Source organism: Solibacillus sp. R5-41 (assembly GCF_002736105.1).
GTDB lineage: Bacteria > Bacillota > Bacilli > Bacillales_A > Planococcaceae > Solibacillus.
Genome location: NZ_CP024123.1, coordinates 2,520,560 through 2,538,170, shown reverse-complemented (window position 1 = coordinate 2,538,170; position 17,611 = coordinate 2,520,560). Strand labels below are relative to the sequence as shown.

21 protein-coding genes are annotated in these 17,611 nt (G+C 31.4%); 19 read left to right on the top strand and 2 right to left on the bottom strand.

The features are described 5' to 3' along the window. Positions 1–418 precede the first annotated feature (418 nt). The 14 genes from CSE16_RS12430 to CSE16_RS12370 all read left to right on the top strand — a co-directional run bounded on the left by CSE16_RS12430 (position 419) and on the right by CSE16_RS12370 (position 10,727). A complete protein-coding gene (locus tag CSE16_RS12430) occupies positions 419–943 on the top strand; it encodes a GrpB family protein (RefSeq protein WP_099424199.1) in 525 nt (174 codons plus the stop codon). A 137-nt stretch (positions 944–1,080) separates the two neighbouring features. Continuing rightward, a complete protein-coding gene (locus tag CSE16_RS12425) occupies positions 1,081–1,344 on the top strand; it encodes a hypothetical protein (protein ID WP_099424198.1) in 264 nt (87 codons plus the stop codon). A 144-nt stretch (positions 1,345–1,488) separates the two neighbouring features. After that, a complete protein-coding gene (locus tag CSE16_RS12420) occupies positions 1,489–2,130 on the top strand; it encodes a CPBP family intramembrane glutamic endopeptidase (RefSeq protein WP_099424197.1) in 642 nt (213 codons plus the stop codon). A 178-nt stretch (positions 2,131–2,308) separates the two neighbouring features. Then, positions 2,309–2,878, top strand: coding sequence for a hypothetical protein (locus CSE16_RS12415; RefSeq protein ID WP_099424196.1), 570 nt, complete (start codon positions 2,309–2,311; stop codon positions 2,876–2,878). A gap of 292 nt (positions 2,879–3,170) precedes the next feature. Continuing rightward, the gene (locus tag CSE16_RS12410) at positions 3,171–3,905 is read left to right on the top strand and encodes a hypothetical protein (protein ID WP_099424195.1); all 735 of its coding nucleotides are present in this window, start codon (positions 3,171–3,173) and stop codon (positions 3,903–3,905) included. A gap of 163 nt (positions 3,906–4,068) precedes the next feature. Next, positions 4,069–5,343: a glutathionylspermidine synthase family protein gene (locus tag CSE16_RS12405; protein ID WP_099424194.1), complete on the top strand. Its 1,275-nt coding sequence runs from the start codon at positions 4,069–4,071 to the stop codon at positions 5,341–5,343. Positions 5,344–5,428: 85 nt separating this feature from the next. Continuing rightward, a complete protein-coding gene (locus CSE16_RS12400) occupies positions 5,429–5,818 on the top strand; it encodes an NUDIX hydrolase (protein WP_099424193.1) in 390 nt (129 codons plus the stop codon). Between the two features lie 207 nt (positions 5,819–6,025). Next, on the top strand, positions 6,026–6,550 hold the full coding sequence (locus CSE16_RS12395; RefSeq protein ID WP_099425831.1) for a SecY-interacting protein Syd: 525 nt from the start codon (positions 6,026–6,028) through the stop codon (positions 6,548–6,550). Between the two features lie 80 nt (positions 6,551–6,630). Further along, positions 6,631–6,786, top strand: a complete 156-nt coding sequence (locus CSE16_RS21420) for a hypothetical protein (protein WP_157764813.1) — start codon at positions 6,631–6,633, stop codon at positions 6,784–6,786. A gap of 253 nt (positions 6,787–7,039) precedes the next feature. Further along, positions 7,040–7,498 (top strand): hypothetical protein, encoded by a 459-nt coding sequence (locus CSE16_RS12390; protein WP_099424192.1) that lies wholly within the window; start codon positions 7,040–7,042, stop codon positions 7,496–7,498. A 344-nt stretch (positions 7,499–7,842) separates the two neighbouring features. Further along, positions 7,843–8,658, top strand: coding sequence for an ATP-binding cassette domain-containing protein (locus CSE16_RS12385; RefSeq protein ID WP_099424191.1), 816 nt, complete (start codon positions 7,843–7,845; stop codon positions 8,656–8,658). A gap of 4 nt (positions 8,659–8,662) precedes the next feature. Beyond that, the gene (locus CSE16_RS12380; protein ID WP_099424190.1) at positions 8,663–9,367 is read left to right on the top strand and encodes a hypothetical protein; all 705 of its coding nucleotides are present in this window, start codon (positions 8,663–8,665) and stop codon (positions 9,365–9,367) included. A gap of 230 nt (positions 9,368–9,597) precedes the next feature. Beyond that, entirely contained in the window at positions 9,598–9,864 is a 267-nt protein-coding gene (locus CSE16_RS12375) for a YesK family protein (protein WP_099424189.1), read from the top strand. Positions 9,865–10,100: 236 nt separating this feature from the next. Beyond that, entirely contained in the window at positions 10,101–10,727 is a 627-nt protein-coding gene (locus CSE16_RS12370; protein ID WP_099424188.1) for a Type 1 glutamine amidotransferase-like domain-containing protein, read from the top strand. 250 nt (positions 10,728–10,977) lie between these two features. Here the strand turns inward: CSE16_RS12370 and CSE16_RS12365 are convergent, their stop codons facing one another. After that, positions 10,978–11,514, bottom strand: coding sequence for an HXXEE domain-containing protein (locus tag CSE16_RS12365; protein WP_099424187.1), 537 nt, complete (start codon positions 11,512–11,514; stop codon positions 10,978–10,980). Positions 11,515–11,753: 239 nt separating this feature from the next. Here CSE16_RS12365 and CSE16_RS12360 point away from each other — a divergent pair, with 239 nt between their 5' ends. The 4 genes from CSE16_RS12360 (at position 11,754) to CSE16_RS12345 (ending at position 15,265) form a co-directional block, all read left to right on the top strand. Beyond that, positions 11,754–12,167: a YhfM domain-containing protein gene (locus CSE16_RS12360; protein WP_099424186.1), complete on the top strand. Its 414-nt coding sequence runs from the start codon at positions 11,754–11,756 to the stop codon at positions 12,165–12,167. A gap of 148 nt (positions 12,168–12,315) precedes the next feature. Then, on the top strand, positions 12,316–12,828 hold the full coding sequence (locus CSE16_RS12355; protein ID WP_157764812.1) for a hypothetical protein: 513 nt from the start codon (positions 12,316–12,318) through the stop codon (positions 12,826–12,828). Between the two features lie 198 nt (positions 12,829–13,026). Beyond that, positions 13,027–13,608 carry a GNAT family N-acetyltransferase gene (locus CSE16_RS12350; protein WP_099424184.1) on the top strand — a complete coding sequence of 194 codons (582 nt, stop codon included), beginning with the start codon at positions 13,027–13,029 and terminating at the stop codon, positions 13,606–13,608. A 415-nt stretch (positions 13,609–14,023) separates the two neighbouring features. Then, positions 14,024–15,265 carry a chloride channel protein gene (locus tag CSE16_RS12345; protein ID WP_099424183.1) on the top strand — a complete coding sequence of 414 codons (1,242 nt, stop codon included), beginning with the start codon at positions 14,024–14,026 and terminating at the stop codon, positions 15,263–15,265. A 457-nt stretch (positions 15,266–15,722) separates the two neighbouring features. Here CSE16_RS12345 and CSE16_RS22245 read toward each other — a convergent pair whose 3' ends face one another. Further along, positions 15,723–15,875: a hypothetical protein gene (locus CSE16_RS22245; protein ID WP_371514479.1), complete on the bottom strand. Its 153-nt coding sequence runs from the start codon at positions 15,873–15,875 to the stop codon at positions 15,723–15,725. A gap of 218 nt (positions 15,876–16,093) precedes the next feature. Here CSE16_RS22245 and CSE16_RS12335 point away from each other — a divergent pair, with 218 nt between their 5' ends. Further along, positions 16,094–17,137, top strand: coding sequence for a DUF418 domain-containing protein (locus CSE16_RS12335; protein WP_099424182.1), 1,044 nt, complete (start codon positions 16,094–16,096; stop codon positions 17,135–17,137). The last annotated feature ends 474 nt before the right edge of the window (positions 17,138–17,611 follow it).

The window sequence follows — 17,611 nt, the reverse complement described above, 5'->3', positions numbered from 1 at the left end:
CCTTTTATGTCGATCTTCTATAACAATTACGTCCTCTGTCTAACATTTCCCCTTCATTGGTTACTCACATTAAGTTTAACCAATTTAAATTGTTAACTATGCACCCCATTTACTTGAAAACTAAAAAATTATAACAAGTTCGTGTCCTAATGAAAAGAATTTTTTCATCATTCTATGTATTTTCTTAGGATCTCACCAAAACGCGAAAATAGAAATACCACAATAGACTTACCCATTCATTAATTCAAACGTCTTATGAACTGTAGCCTTGTAAAAAGACTATCGTTTATAACAAAGCACGAAATAAAATAAATTTATTGTCATTTAACAGCTGGAAGTATCCTTTTGTGATTGGAAGGTTTTCGCTAAGCTTTATAGAATTAGATATAAGAAGTATTATTTTATAGGTGGGAACAAAATGAGGAAACCAATTGTTAATCTTAGTGATTATAACGTTAATTGGGAAAAAGAATTTGAATATGAGAAAAAAAGAATTGTTGATGTTATAGGTGATAAAGTTGTTGGAATTGAACATATTGGAAGCACTTCTATAAAGGAATTAGAAGCGAAACCAATAATTGATATTATTGTGGGCGTACAAGATTTAGATGAAGTATCCAATTTTGTTATTCCTCTTAGTGAAATTGAATATGAATATGTTCATAAACCTGAGTTAAAAGATAGAAGGTTTTTTAGGAAGGGATTATGGGGTCAGGGTACTTGTCATCTGCATATCTGTGAAATTAACAGTAGTGAGTGGATTGAAAAATTATTGTTTCGAGATTATCTTAGGTTACACCCCCATGTAGCTAAAGAGTATGCTTCATTAAAAAAAAAACTTGCCTCTAAATATATGTTCGATAGACCAACATATACAAAGAAGAAGGAACCGTTTATTAAAACTATTATCGAAATAGCTTTGAAGGAAATGTACATTAAATAAACATCTCTTATTAAACTAACAGTGACTTTATTTGAAGATCTTTGAGCTGTTCAATCGGCTCTTTTTTTATTCAAATAAAGAAGCAGGTTAGTGTAATTGGTTTTATATGGTAAACCTTATTTGGGGAGGGCTTGTTTTTGAAAAATGATAAGAAAGTTCTTTATTTTTATATGATTTTGGTCACTATCGGAACCATACTCATTGCTTTAGGTATAATAGGGTATCTTGTTAAGGTAAATGAACCTAAGGGATACTTAATGATAATTCTTGGATTTATATTAACGATTAACTATATCAATTACTTAGAAAAAAAAGCTGGAATAAGTAAAAAAATCATTTGGATTAAAAATAGTGTGTATATGGTTTTAGTTTTTTCTTTATCATATTTCTTATATTTTTAAAAAATTCTTATTGAACTAACGGGGGCTTTACTTGAATTCATTGAGTTGCATATGCAACTCTTTTTTCTTATTAAACTAACGGAGCAGGTTAGTTCAATAAGAAAAAGCTTTATATTAAAGATTTATTGAAAAGGGGAGATAAATTTGTCTAAAATTAATAGTATATGTTTAGTAGCGATGGTAGTTATGACCATTGTGTCCGTTTCTAACTTTTGGGGATTTGGTATTGCTGGAATATCTGTTATTGTTGGTATCACATTTTACTTTATCAATAGAGTTTTAGAAAAAAATACTTCTTCTCATAATGGACTAAATGTGAAAGCAATTGGAACAAGTCTAAAAGATAAATCAATATTATTTTGGATTGTTTTACCATCTATAATTAATATTGTCTGTTTTATTTTAGCAACACTGTTATTACCTGAATTCATAGAACACATTTATCACAGAACAGAATCTATGGTTTCATTAGATAAGCTATTATTACTCGTCCTTCAAGTTGCCATTTTAGCATTAGGTGAAGAAATCGCGTGGCGGGGTTTTTTCCAAAAGCTAATAAGCAAATGGTTACCAATCATTCCAACGTTAATTTTGACATCTATACTATTCTCACTAGGTCATTTCACAGTCGGTAATATTGTGATAGTCAGTTATGATATTTTCTTCATATTCATAAATAGTATTTTGTACGGTGTCGCATTTTACAAAACAAACAATGTATGGATAAGTGCAATTTCACATTTTATCGCTAATTTGTTCATTATTATTGTCATAGCATTTTATTAACTAACGGGGGCGATTGTTCAATAGAGCAGTCTTTTTTTTACTAACGCAGCAGTTTAGTTTAAGTAGGATTATATTCACAAGATATAGAATGAAAGGAATATAAATAAAAATTCAGAGGTTACGATTGAAAATGGAGCGTCTGTTTTGATGTCAGAAGATAATTGTGGAGGTGAGCTAATTGAAGTTTTATTATGATGATATTAGAAGTGGTAGTGCAACTTGTACATTTGAAATCAATAATAAAAAGATGGAATTTTATCCTTCTTTTCATTCGGATGCTCTAGGCGACTTTGTTACATATCTTGCATCGATACATCCCCTATGTAAATTAAATTGGAAGGAAGGAGCTTTTAACAAAAGAAATGGAGGTATCGAATGGCATACGGGTCCTTTTTTATTATGCTGGGAATTTAAGCGTGATTTTGAAGACTTAGAAATTACTATTACAGAAAAACAAAATTTCATAGTAGAGAGAAAAATTAATAATAATTTACCTAGAGTAGTATTAAAAACAAAATGCAACTTTGAAGAGTTTGTTTTATGCGTAGTGAAAGAGTTAGACCGAGTTATTAAACAACGTGGCATTTTAGGATATCGTCAAGAATGGCAAAGTAATACGTTCCCAATTGATGGTTTCCTTGCCTTGAAATATGCGTGCCTTTATAAAAAAACCTTTGAGATAACAAAGAAAAATAGTGGTACTGTAATTGAAGAAGAATTAAATTTATTGTTAAGTGCAATTGAATAAGTTCTTCCACTAACCGGGGGCTTTAGTTGAAGAAGGAATTAAATAAAGGACCACACATCCACACATATTAGACATATCTAAAATGTGTGGTCCTTTTATTATCCACTGCCTTAACTATCTAACATAAATATAACTGCAGAAAGTTTTTTATTTACTAAAATTACCTATTATGGGATTACAACGGGACTTTCATGTTATTATGTTTAAGTGTTAAAGGTTAAGAAAGTTCTTTGGATTAATTATTAAACCAAATTTAAATCTAAAATCAAGTTATATTACGGAGGAACCTATTATGAAAAAAAAACAACTTAGAAAATACTCGGTTATTACAACAGCATCTTTTATGACATTACAACTTGCTGCTTGTGGAGCGCCCGCTCAAACGTCACCTGCACCGCAAGTAGAGGATATGACTAAAGATGTACAAAAAAATATGGAGGAAGAAACAAATATTTCTCCGGGTACAGAAAATAATACTGTTGATGATAAAGTCGAAAATGTAATGGACAGTGATTATTCACAATCATGTGCTGAATGGAAAGAAGCAGAAGACGGCTCCGCGCAATGCATTGATGAAAACTCGCCTTACTATTCTCAACACTTCTTTAATGGGCTTATGTTTGCTACATTAGGTGCAATGGCAGGTAGCGCTATGTATAAAACAAAAATAGAAAAAACGAAAAAAAATAGTAATGGGGTAGTTGTACCACCGCCAGTAAAACCGAATAACAACAATACTAACAATAATTCTAGTTCGACTACTATTAAGAATGACACAACAACTAATCCTTCTAAAAATACTAGTAATAACGGGATCAACCTAAATAAAAATAACTCTAATAACAGTACGTCGAATTCTCCTACAAATAGTAACAACAGTAATAACAGTACGTCGAATTCTCCTACAAATAGTAACAACAGTAATAACAGTACGTTGAATCCTACTACAAATAGCAACAACAGTAACAGTGGTAAATCTGGATTTAGTTCAGGTGGAGCAGGACGTGGTGGTTCTTCGGGTTCATGAGAAATAACCTGTTTTTCTTTTGGAAATAAATTTATTGGGTTTATAAAAAAGTAATTCTTTAATTGCTGGGGGAGGTTGGAATAGATGTTTCCACACATCATTCCAAATCTCCATATTTAATAACGGCCATTAAAAGAGATGATGCAAGGGGGATAATCATCTTATGATTAATACCGAACTACACTTGAAAAAAAGAAAATACTTTTATGATCAACATCCTCATTTTTTCGCGGACATAGAAGATTTAGAATATGCGTTATTTGATATTATGCAATTATCAAAAGAAAAAGTGGACGAATTGTATTATGCAACGAATGTTTTATGGCAGACCTTCCATAAGGTCTCAAAGCAATTTAAACACTTAGAGCCAGAGAAGTTAATTGCTTTAGGTATTCGAGAAGAAATGATTCCATACCTTGACTTAGATTATCTACCGCAACAATCGGTTCTCGCTCGATTTGATTTTATTTGCACTGAAAAAGGTGACTTAAAAGCCATCGAATTAAACGGAGATACGCCATTTCTTATTACAGAAGCGTTTGAAATGAATCAGCATCTATGCGATGAGTTTGGAGCGAAAAACCCCAATCAATCAAAAGTACTTATTAAAAGCTTATCACAAGCATTGTTTTCTTCTATTGAATACTTAAATAAACCTTCCAACGAATCTATTAAAATCGTTATTACAGGAAAGGAATTAGAAGAAGACTTTGAGGAATATGTACATATTCAGTTTTTAAAGGAATGTTTACCCTTCACTATCGATTATGTCCCCATTTCTAAACTTATTATTTTTGGAAACGATACCACAACTGTAAAAAGAGGTCTATACACACCAAATATGGAGCGTATCGACGTGTTATATCGTCCGTCGCACCCATTAGAATTTTTAATTGACGATGTTTCTGCCGATGGGGAAGGAACACGTATCGGGCTTGATTTACTTGAATTAGTAAAAGATCGTCAATTAGCAATAATTAATTCGCCAGCTGCATACGTTTTACAATCAAAAATTTTACTGTGGTTAATTTGGGAACAGCGAACTGATCCTAAATTATTTACGGATGAAGAACGCGCGGCGATTGAAAAATATATGTTACCTACTTATATGTTACCAGATTATTTTGTTGAGAATGGCTTAGGTTATGTGAAAAAGCCTGTTTTTTCGAGAGAAGGAAATACCATCGAAATTTACAAAGAAGACGGTGAACAATTAACAGCATCACAATATCTACACTATACGGATAACCTATATGTTTACCAACAATATATAGCGATGCCAACGATTGATATTACATTAAGAGACGGCCGACATCAAAAGAAATGGTTAATTGGTTCATTCGTAGCAGATGGCCAAGCGTGTGGATTAGCTTGCCGAGTAGGAAATGACATTACGGAATGGGATTCACATTGGTTAGCGATTGGCTATAAACGATGACTACAAGCGGATATCTAAGAATATGTGAAGAATCATACTTAAACTAACGGGGCAGGTTAGTTTAATAAGAAGTGGGAGGGACAAGATGAAAGAATGGTTTGGTTCGGCAGCAATTTGCATTAATGAGGACAAGGAAGTTTTAATGGTAAAAAGCATTAACTCTGAGACTTGGGCTATTCCTTCGGGTGGTATTGAACAAGGAGAAACACCAGAAGAATGTTGTATTAGAGAAGTTAAAGAAGAAACAGGTTATGATATTGTCATAGAGGATAGTCTGTTTATTAAAGAAGCTGAAGTTAAAGGTTATAGTGTAAAAACTTATTACTTCAAAGTGAAAAAAATTGGAGAGAGTGAAGGGATTAACGACCCTGATAACAATATTGTAGATGCTGGTTGGAAGTCACTTAGAGATATAAAAAGAATACAACACGCATATCCCGAAGACTTGGAAGTTTTAGAGGAATTTTTGAAATAGAACTTATTATTTAGTCAGTGAATTTTTTACTAACGGGGGTTTTACTTGAAGACATTGAGTTGCATATGCAGCTCTTTTTGATTGTTTGAATTTACTCTTATATATGTTATAAACGAAAAATCTCAAGGAAAAATAGATATTTATGGTAATGTAAATATACTTAATTCTTAAACGTAGAGGAAGATAATTTTGTCGTTAAACGAGGCTATGAGACAATATTTTTTATTACGGAAAAAATATGCAGATGGGGGATTAGATTTCCTTTTTAAAACGCCATTCAACGAAGATGTTGATTCGTTTATTTATATAGGAGAAGTTGATGAGGACGATTATATTGAATGGAGCCCGATAGAGAAAACTAAATATCATGAATTTACATTGTTGGAAAGTTCAATTAAGACCAAGTTTCACTCATCAATTATCGAGTATTTTAATTCATATTGGTTTGCCGACTTGGATGGATTTTTTGACGACTATTATATAAGCTTAGATTCTATTTTGCCTAAAGTTGAACTTGAGTCATTTAGAAAAACTCTTCAGGGATACAAGAATAATCATAATAACGAACTTGAAAACATTCCTCTTGGAATGGAAGGTAATGGACTTATAGTTGTAGTAGATAACACTGATGGTACTGTAAAATTGGAGGATTATGAAAAAGGTACATACGTAAGACTTTCAAAGAGTTTAGAGGATTTGATTACAAATTTGCACTTAAAGAGGAGAAATTAGATTATATAAGCAAGAGAATTGGACGCTTCAATTGCCGACTTGTTCCATTTTGACTTTGAAAAATAATGGAGATGAAAAGAGTGAACAGGACAACAGTCAGATTATTGATTGGTTTGATTTGGATTATCGGTGCAATCGTATGTTTTGTTAAAGCTAATTTTTTAACGGCTGCTTTGTGCTTGTTAGTTGGTGTAGTATTTGTCGTCGCAGCTATAAGAAAAACAAATACGAAATAATGGGAAGATTATGAAAGATGAACTATTCTCAATCAAAGATTTAGCGGTTTGGTATGAAACTGGCAAACCCATCATAATGAATTTGAATGTGAAAAAATCTTAGTTGTTCCATTAACGGGCGCGATTAGAATCGCTGTTCTTCTTAAACTAACGGGGCAGGATAGTTGTAGGAATATTTTTATTAATGTGGAACTTTAACCAATTTTACCCGTCAAAAGTTATAGTCTATATAGTTTATGGAGAATACAAACGAATGGTAGGTAAGAAAATGTTAAATAAGCTTTTAATGCCGATGATTTATGTAGCTGAATGGGTTTTATTCTTTTATGTTCTTCTCTGTGTCTTCGTTTTCAATATGCTTAATTTCTCTAACATTATTTATACTGATATGTCTTGGGAAGAGCCGATTACCTTAACATCATCCTTCATAAAGTCATCGCTAATAATAGTAGGAATGGGTTTGGTGTGTTTCTTTTATATAAGGTATTTAACTGGTAATAGAGCCTATAAAATATTCAAGGAAGTCATTTGGGGGATTTTATTCGGCTTAAATTCATTAAGCTGTGTGATTTGTTTAAGTATTATTTATGGATTTGATTTGAAAAATGATGAAGGGATTTTACTACTAATAGTTACTCTAATAAGTATCGCTCTGACGATGCAAATAATTATGAAATATAATTATGAAATGAATTCAAAGTTAAGTGGCTGATTGTACTAACAGGGACTTTACTTGAAGAACATTGAGTTGCTTAGGCAGCTCTTTTTTTTTATTCAACTAAAGCAGCAGTTTAGTTGAAGAGTGTTGTTTAACTGTTGTTCAATAATCTGGCCATTTAATGGAGTAATGCTCATTGAATTAACTTGTAGTAAAGCTAATGATTATGAAAAGGAAGAACATACAAATTATAATGATTGATTATTTCAACTCGTATGGAAATTATTGTATAATTAAGGGGCGTTCTATTATCTATGAAGGGTACCTTTAGGAAAATGTGGATTTTGTCTTTATTGAATTTCAAAAAGTAAAATGAGGAAAGATGGAAGTGGTTTATTATGAAAATATTCGAGGCAAATCAAGCTCGCAAGGATATTGATGGAATAATGATTCTTAAAGAAGTCTCTTTAAGCATTTCACAAGGTGAAAAAGTAGCGATCACCGGAAATAATGGATCCGGGAAAAGCAGCCTTTTAAAACTCATTGGGGGTATATTTGAAGAAACTGCCGGGCAAGTGAAAAGATCACAAATTAACATAGGATATGTACCTGAACATTTTCCAGAAAGTATCCGATTCAAATTACAGGAGTATTTAATGTTAATGGGTAAAATGACTTGTAAATCGGATGAAGGTATTTTAAAAAGAATTGAGAATTATGCTGAGCTGTTTGCAATTACAGACTTTCTAACCTCCCCTTTGAATCATTGTTCAAAAGGTACAAAGCAGAAAGCCGGAATTATACAGGCATTGCTGAAGAATCCTGATTTATTATTATTAGACGAGCCGCTAACTGGGTTAGATGATAAAGCAAAAATCGAGCTTTTGAATCAGCTAAATTCTCTTCAAAGGGAAAAAACGATTATTTTTACTGCACATGATCCACTATTAATTGAAGGATTAGCCGATAGGGTTTTAACTGTCGAGAGTGGTAGAATTGTCTACGATTCTACTACAAACAAAAAGGAAAAATTTAAGTATATAAAGGCAAAAATCCCCACTAGAGAGATATTAGCAGAGGTTCCATCTGTTAGATATAAATTTATAGGGAGAGATTCAGTTGAAATAATTGTTTCTGCTAAAGAGTCTGATAAGATATTGGCCATGTTGCTTAAAAGAGGATGTTCAATATTTGAATTAACAGAGAAGAGGTAGTAAGTTGTCAGCTTTTATCCGTTACCAATTAATAAGCTTTGTTCGTTCATTAAAATTTATCCCTCCCGTTGTAATTTTTTTAGTATGGGTGTTTATTTTATATGCCTATAAAAATGTGCCGATTCTCAGTAGTTATGCAGCATCTTCAATAGCAATGTATATAATAATGACATGGATTACAATGGCTATTTTTACTTTGGATGAAGAAAGTGAAAAGCATATCTTAATCTCTCATCTTAAAAGAAAAGTTAGTTACTTATTTGGCAAATGGCTAACTATTCTAGTAGTAATGATACCATTACTTTTGTTTGCAATTTTTTTCCCAATCATTACAGAAAGCTTCAAAGGGAATATGTCAATCAAGCTGTATGCTTATGCATTTTACAGCCACTTGGCCTTTATGACATTTGGGATATTAGTAGGGACCCTATTTTCGGCTACTAAATTTGCAACAAAAAAATACGCTTGGCTTTCGTCTGTATTTATAATCGTAGTTTCACTCGCCTCAAAATCAATTATCGAAATATCATTGTTTTTTAAATGGTTTTTGTGGGTCTTCCCCCCCGTGTTCAAGGTGATCGAGTATATGGAAGGCGAAGATCAAGTACTAATAAATATACCAGTAATAATGGATAGTGTTTTTGTAGTTATTTATCTAATCATCGGAGCTGTCATGTTAGTTTCTCTTTTTATAAAAAAAGAGAGTTAGCAACTTTACTAACTTATGAATATCTGTAAAATCTATACCATATTTACGCTCTTCAATTAAAGGGCGCTTTTCTTGAACAAGAAGGCGTCTTTTTAATATGCCCCTCACGTTGAGTGATTAGATTTTTTGAGAAAAAAGATTGAGAGTTTTTTCTTCTTCAACTAACAGGGCAGGTTATTTCATGAAGAAATTTGAGATATAGCTTAACTATATAATAAGGGGGTGATAATATGAATGCTTTAATGCTAGAAGGATGGACTCCCATATTACTTATCGGGATTATGTTTATTGTAGTCGTTTTCCTCATTTCCCGAAAAGTAACAGTGGAAGTTTTATATTTAATTTCCTCAATATTGAGTGTAATCTGCATTGGTGTAGTTATTTACAGCATAACAGCTGTTGGTGGCTGGGATGGTATAGGATTAGGGTTTGTTACGATTAGTATTTTCATAGGAATATGGATAGGTACTGTAATTGGTGTTGCAAGTAAAAAATGAGTATTTAATTTGCTCACAATCGGGCGTGATTGTTTAATAAGTATCTCTGTTCTTATTAATCTAACGGGGGCTTTACTTGAAGATCATTGAGTTGCAATGCAGCTCTTTTTCCTATTGAACTAACGGGGCAGGTTAGTTGAAGAGTGTTGTTTAACTTGTGTTCAACAATCGGGCCATTTAACAGAAAAGGCAAGCTTAAAAAGAGAGCAATTGAAATATACATTAAGGGGGACAATATGAAATTTTATCTCTCATCTTTTAAAATTGGAAATGAAGAAAGGAAACTAATCGAATTAACGGAAAATGGGAATAAAAAAGTTGCATATATCAATAATGCATTAGACTTTGCGACTGATTTAGAAAGAAAAAATAAAAGTGATGTTGCAGACGTAAGTGAACTGCAAAGAATAGGTTTTACAGTGGATATTTTAGACTTGAAAATGTACTTCCATAACCACGAAGGATTGAAAGAAAAGCTCGATCAATACGATGTTATTTGGGTAAGAGGTGGCAATACTTTTGTTCTTGCACAAGCAATGAGATTAAGCGGTTTCGATAAAATCATTAAAAAGTATTATAGAGAAAAAAGAGATATTCTATATGGGGGATATAGTGCAGGTGGTTGTATCCTTGGACCAACTTTAAAAGGCATACACTTAGTAGATGAACCTGAGCAGAAACCTTATGGAAATGAACATCAAGTTATATGGGAAGGTTTATGCATTTTGGACTATGTAATTGCCCCACATTATAAATCAGACCACAAAGAATCTAACGATATGGACCTAGCAATTGAATTTATGATCGAGAATAAAATTCTATTCAAAGCATTGAAGGATGGAGAAGTAATCATAATTGAATAGACCTAATCCCACATTCTAAAACAGTTCAGCTAACAGGCGCTTTACTTGAAGATCATTGAGTTGCTTATGCAGCTCTTTTTTTTCTTTATTGAACTAACGGGGCAGTTTAGTTAAATAAGAGATACGATATTCCATGCTTTTTTATGTCGTATTTGAATTATACAGAATGAAATATATTAATTTGTCAAAATTAAAAAGCCACTCTAAGGTGACTTTTATGAATTAATTAACTTTATATTAATTATATATTTTATATAACTCTTTTCCCTAACCAATGAGCAAATAGAGCAAGAGGAATTATAAGAGAACCAAAAGGTAGACTTATAATAATGATCTTCCACGTTATGACTTCATTTACTAACAAAGCTTTATATAACACTAAACTGTATGGAATTATGATTATTAATGACGTTATCGCTCCTGGAGTTATGGAACGGAAAAAAATTGATTGGCCAATATGAGTAAATGCATGGATGAAAAAAGTTAATGTTACTGCTGTAAAAAGATAGATATTAGCAAATGCTCCTTGAGTTAAGTATTGGTTGGCCATAATTGTAGAAATGCTAACAAATAAAAATATAATTAACACTGCGAAAGCAAATTGTGCAGTGGACATGGAAAATTGTTTAACTACTCGATCGGCTAATTTTTTGGGTAATCTATTATAAACTTCGTGCCTATTCTTTTTTAGCCAATTTTCTATCATAATAATTTCTTCGAAGTCATGAAAAATAAATAAAATAGGAAACAACCAAATAAGAGTTTGAACATTTATCCATAGATCCATTATTCTACCTCTTTCATTCATATTTAGACTTAGTTTATAATATGGAATTTTATAACTATTATACCAATATTTAATTATGTAGTTATTTATTAATAGTGCAATTGAAAAAGCTCCTTATTCAACTAACGAAGCAGTTTAGTTAAAGAACATTTGTATTCGTCTAACAAAAAACTGCCTGATGGGATTGAATTTTTATGCTTAGAAAGGCAACGTTGACTGTTCAATATGGGGGGATATCAATGCGTTCTATCATTATCATTTTGTTAGGTTTTGGACTGATAACTGGTTGCTCAAATGAAGTAGTGAATGAAGAACAAAAAATTAAAGTTCAAATACGGGTTGACGATGAAAACAATTATGAAGATTTCAAAGAAATTACGGATAATGATGAAGTCCAAAAAGTGAAAGAGATAGTTTTTGATATTGAATGGGAAAATGCAAAGGTACAGATGGAACATCCTGCTGATTATAGGTTTATATTTCAGTATAAAAATCCTAATATAGAAGCGAAAGCCGCATCATATAATCTTTGGATAAGTCCTAATAATGATATAGTCGAAATTGTAATGGAAGAAGATGCATACGCTAAACTAAGTAAGGAAAATTCAAGTATTCTAATTAAAATTTTAACGAGAGAAAACTTACCAAATTAAATAGTTCCTTCTTCAACTAACGGGGCTTTAGTGAAAGATTAATGAGTTGCTTAGGCAGCTCTTTTTTCTTATTAAACAAACGAAGCAGGTTAGTGAAAGAAGGTTGTGATAAACTTAACTAATGAAAAATTCAAAAAAGGTATTTTATATGAGACGAAATATTATTATTTTCATTATATTTGTAGTTGTTCTTCTATTATCGGTATTTTTATTTAATCATACTTTCTCTCGCTCTTATCATCATATATTTACGAAAACATCAGATTTAAGTAAAGAAAACATTGAAGGGTTATTTTTAAATGATGATTTTTATAGTGAAGATATCACAAAAAGGTATGGAGAGAAGACAGAAAGAAGTAGGAATGTAACAAATTATGATTATTTTGAGTTAAAGAAAGGTATTGAAATAGCAGTAAATGAAACAGGAAACATTACGAGATTTATTATAACTAACAGCAGTTTAGAGACTATAAAAGGAATAAAAATTGGTGACAAAAAGGAAGATGTAATACAAGCATATGGAGAAAATTGTTATTTCCGTTCAGAACAAGGAGCAGATATTATCGGTTATGTAGATAAAAAAAGCGATACATCTATAGAATTCTGGTTATTTGATGGGAAAATTGTTATTTATAAACTTGATAATAAATCAATGAAGTAAAACTATTTATCTAGATTTCTTTTATTTTTCACTTTTGGTTGTAATAAATGTGAAAGATTGTACTTAAACTAACGGGGCAGGATAGTTGAATAAGAAGGTATATTTTAAAGACTGTCGAAATATTAAAGACGTAAAGATTTAACGTTATTCATCTAAGAATAAACGTTCCTAATTTAGTTATCATAAGGAGTGCTTAAATTGACTGTACATAGTAAATTCCCTAATTTAGAAACTGACAGATTGATTTTGCGGAATGTGGGAAATGAGGATATTGACTTTATTTATCGACTCTTCAGCAACGAAAAAGTATGTGAATTTTTATATGATGAAGAAGTGTTTACGACTAGAAATGAAGCTACAGAGTTTGTTGAATGGAATTCAAATCCTGAAGAAAAAGGATTAAATCGGTGGATATTAGTCGAGAAAAGTAATAATCAACAACTTGGAACGTGTGGATTTCATTGTTGGGATAGAACGAACAATATAGCGGAAATCGGCTATGATTTATGGCACGAATATTGGGGACAGGGATATATGAAAGAGGGATTGATAAGTGCTATTGAAAGTGGCTTTAATAATATGGCACTGAATAGAATTAACGCATTTGTAGCTTTGGAAAATGTCAATTCTATAAAATTATTAGAAAAGCTAGGATTTAAGAATGAAGGGGTTTACAGAGATAAGCATTTATTTAGAGGTAAGTATTATGACCACTACTCTTTTTCTTTGTTAAAAAGAGACTGGAATCAAATCAAGGATAATTCAACAAGATCCCTTTAGTATGTGAATGATTGTACTTAAACTAACGGGGGCTCTATTTGAATATTCGGTTTCCGAAATGATAAAACTTTATTACAAAATGCCCTATACAGCTATGGCAACAAAGCTTTCTGTAATTTTAAAATAAAGTTTGATAATTTAAGACTAAGTCCGATCATTTATAAAAAGATTGGTAAGAAATCCTATTAGCGACAGCTTAATAGGATTTCTTATTTTACGAGGGAGTTGAATAATAAAATTATTCAAATAAAAAATAGCACTCCAATGAAGCTACTCCTTAAAAGTAGCTTTTCATTGTATAGTCAAGTATAATTATATCGACATAATTAAAATTATTAGTATTTTAATTGAATATAGTTACTTAAAGCAACAAGAGAGAGTCTTAATTTACATTTTAAAAGTGGGGAATTTTATTTTGACTGAGAAGTACTTTAAAATAATCGGATTACTTGTTTATGGCTTAATTCTAAGTGGGATAATCGGTTCTATTTCTTCTGTTTTTTTAATTTTAGTTAATGAGTTGACGGAATTTTTATGGACTGACATACCCACTAATTTAAAAACACCCTTCATCTATACATTATTTTTATGTATTTTTGGTGGTGTTATAGTAGGTTTTAGTAGGTATAAGTGGGGAAATCTTCCTAAAACAGCTAATGCTTCTATTATTGAATTAAAAACAACTCAAAGAATTGACTATTCATATGTATGGCTCAATTTTTTAATTGCTTTTTTCATTTTAATCTTTGGTGCAAGCGTAGGTCCCGAAGCAGCCTTATTAAGTTCTGTTATTGCGTTATCGGTATGGCAGGGGGATAAAATGCGTTACTTTTATTTTTCCTACAACGAATGGAAAAAGGAATCGTGGTTAATTAGACTGAAAAAATTAGCATTACCTCATAACTACCTTATTTCCTATGATCCTGATCGGGCTCCTAAAGAGAAAAAGCTACTTTTATTTAAAAAATTTTTATATATGGTATTTATCGTTAACGGTATGGTTGCTTTTATGTTTTTAACAAAAATATCAGACCAACACCCTTTTGTGACAAAATTAGGGGAAACTAATTGGGGTTTGGATGAATTGGTTCTTTTTATTCCTTTAATTTTGTTTGGTATTTTGTTTAGTAAGCTATATGAACTAATGGAAAGAACAATGAATAAATTCTTTTCTAAAATAAACAATAAAATTATTTTAAGTGCTGTTATCGGTGGTATTGGTATTGGTTTGATGTCTTTAATTGCTCCTAATCTACTTTTTTCCGGCCAACTTTCTATGCAAGCTTTGCCTAGTTTAGTACCGACACTTTCAATTGCTACATTAATTTTGGCTTCTGTTTTAAAACTGGTTTTAATGGAGTTTTGTTTAAAGTCAGGTTGGGTTGGTGGAAATATTTTCCCGGTAATATTCGCTTCCATATTACAAGGCTACGCTGTCGCGATGCTGTTTCCACAACTAGATATGATCTTTATCGTAGCTGTTATAGGTAGTAGTGCTTCGATCTCTATTTTAAAGTCACCTTTACTAGTAGGACTGTTTCTAATGCTATTTTTCCCGAAAGAGTTAGCCCCGGTTATATTAATCATTGTGGTTATATTTATTGGGTTAAGTAAAATGAGTAATAAACTTCCACAAAAAATAACTGCTTCATTTTAGTTAGTGACGCTGGGTAGTTAGATATATGTGGAATAAAGAGATTTAAAATAATCAATCTTTTTTATAATATTAAAAATAATAGAAAGCTGTCATTTTGATTAATCTTTATTCAAAACGACAGCTTTTTATATACAGTAAAATCAAGGAATTAGAGTAATTAATAATCAAACTTTATTCTAAACCAACACTTTCAATGCTATTAAGAAATTGCACTGGTTCATATTTTGAATAAAGTCTTGCATATACAGCGGATTCTTTAACGTTATTTATCAACCTTTTCCTATAATATAGCTTTTTCTTTATTGAACTAACAGGGAAGTTTTGTTAATAATTATTGGTTCATATAGTGATAGTTGTTTAAAATTGTATATGATGAATAATTTGTAGAGGGATAAAGCTGGAGAATAAAAAGGATTATTTCTAATTGGCTTAATTATGATTTTAAGTATTAGTATTTTTATAGCAACGACATTAATATCTGATACGATAAATAATGTAATTTGCAGCATGAATCTACAGCGTAAATAGGTCTACCTGATCCTGAACATCCTGGTCCACAGTATTTATAGCTAGGGTAGCAAAAAACAAATTTGCGGTGTCTATACACCATCTATTCTCATTAATAAAAAAAATAATTGTTACTGTAAAATATGAAATTTTTGCTTTTAGAAGGGGATTAAAAGCTAATATAAATGAAAAAAGGCATTAAATAATGAGACACATCTATAAATTTAAGGTTCTTGTAAGCTTTTCTAAAAGTTACTGTAAGGATGGGAGGCTATGATAGCCATAGAGCAATAAAGTGCGAAAGAAAAGGAGTTTTTAAAAATGAATTCGTTTGTTACTGAGAAAGAAAGAATCGTTTCCTTAGATATTATTCGTGGGCTAGCGTTATTTGGCATTTTGTTTATAAATGTGGCGGCCTTCAAGGTATTGGTAGAGGGTGAACTGCCTGAATATAGTGGAATTAATGTTATTATTGAAACGCTCATTGATATTTTTATTGAGAAGAAATTCTTTTCTATTTTTTCATTCCTCTTCGGTGTAGGTTTTTATATTTTTGCTTCACGTGCAGAAGCACGTGGCGATAAGCCAAGATGGCGTTTTGCAAGACGTTTACTAGCTTTATTATTAATTGGTATCGTCCATATAATTGTTTTTTGGGGCTCAATCCTTTCTATCTATGCAATTATAGGTTTTTTACTCATTCCATTCTATAATGTAAAGATTTCAACGATTAGTAAATGGATATTTGCTATCATTACTGTTCATGTACTTTCCATTCTCGGACAATTATTTATGCCAAATCTAGGAACTTTTTCCACTTTATTTGGAATATTAGGAAATGATACAGTTACTATTTTTATCATGTTTTTAACTGGTTTTTTAGTAGCAAAAGCGGATTGGATTAATCAAATTAGTGAATACTCAAAACAACTAAAGTGGATTCAATTTGTGACATTCCCCATTTTTGTAGGGATCTCCCTTTGGATTTGGTTTGCTCCAAGAGGAGATTATCAAAATCTACAATTAATAATTGGTTTAGGTGTAATTCCGACAACGTATTTTTATTTAACTTGCCTATTTGTACTGTTGGAGAATAAAAGCATCGCGAAGTTTCTTAAGCCAATTGGAAGAGTTGGTCAAATGGCATTCACAAATTATTTGGCACAAAGCTTTATTGGCTTAGCTATTATTTCTTTAATGGGGCTTGAAGTTGTTTCGCCTTCTTATGTGGTTATCATTGCAATCTTAATTTTTGTCATTCAAATTATCTTTAGTGTTATCTGGTTCAAATTCTTTAAAATGGGACCATTTGAAAAGCTATGGCGTTTTATGACCTATGGAAGAAAAGCAGTGCCAAATAAATAAATAATTACATGCGAAACTCCCTGTGGTGAAAGATCCAATCCGCCAGGGAGTTTTTAGTGTTATGTTAATAACATAAGCATGTTACTCAGTAGCGAGTATAACTTATCAGATTTAATAGGTTGTAACTATGGAAAACTACGTTGTGACGCAGAAAATATACATTGAAACGATGTAGGATTCATAATTAATAATTTTTATACAACAGGTGCAAGAGTTGCTGAACAAACATGGTTCGGCAGCTCCTTTTCTTGTTGTAGTAAGCCTTATTTACCTATAAGGGCAGAAATTACAAAAAAGGTATTTGTAATTTTATGTAGAATTAGAATATGTCTGGCTATTGATTTTTTATAGCGGAAACTTAAGGAAGGGGTGACATATTGAAAATGAAAGAATTTCAAAATAGCATGCTAATGAGAGGGATTACTTCTTAACTAAGGTTTAATCCTCTCAAAGGTAATGGGAGGAAAAATAAAA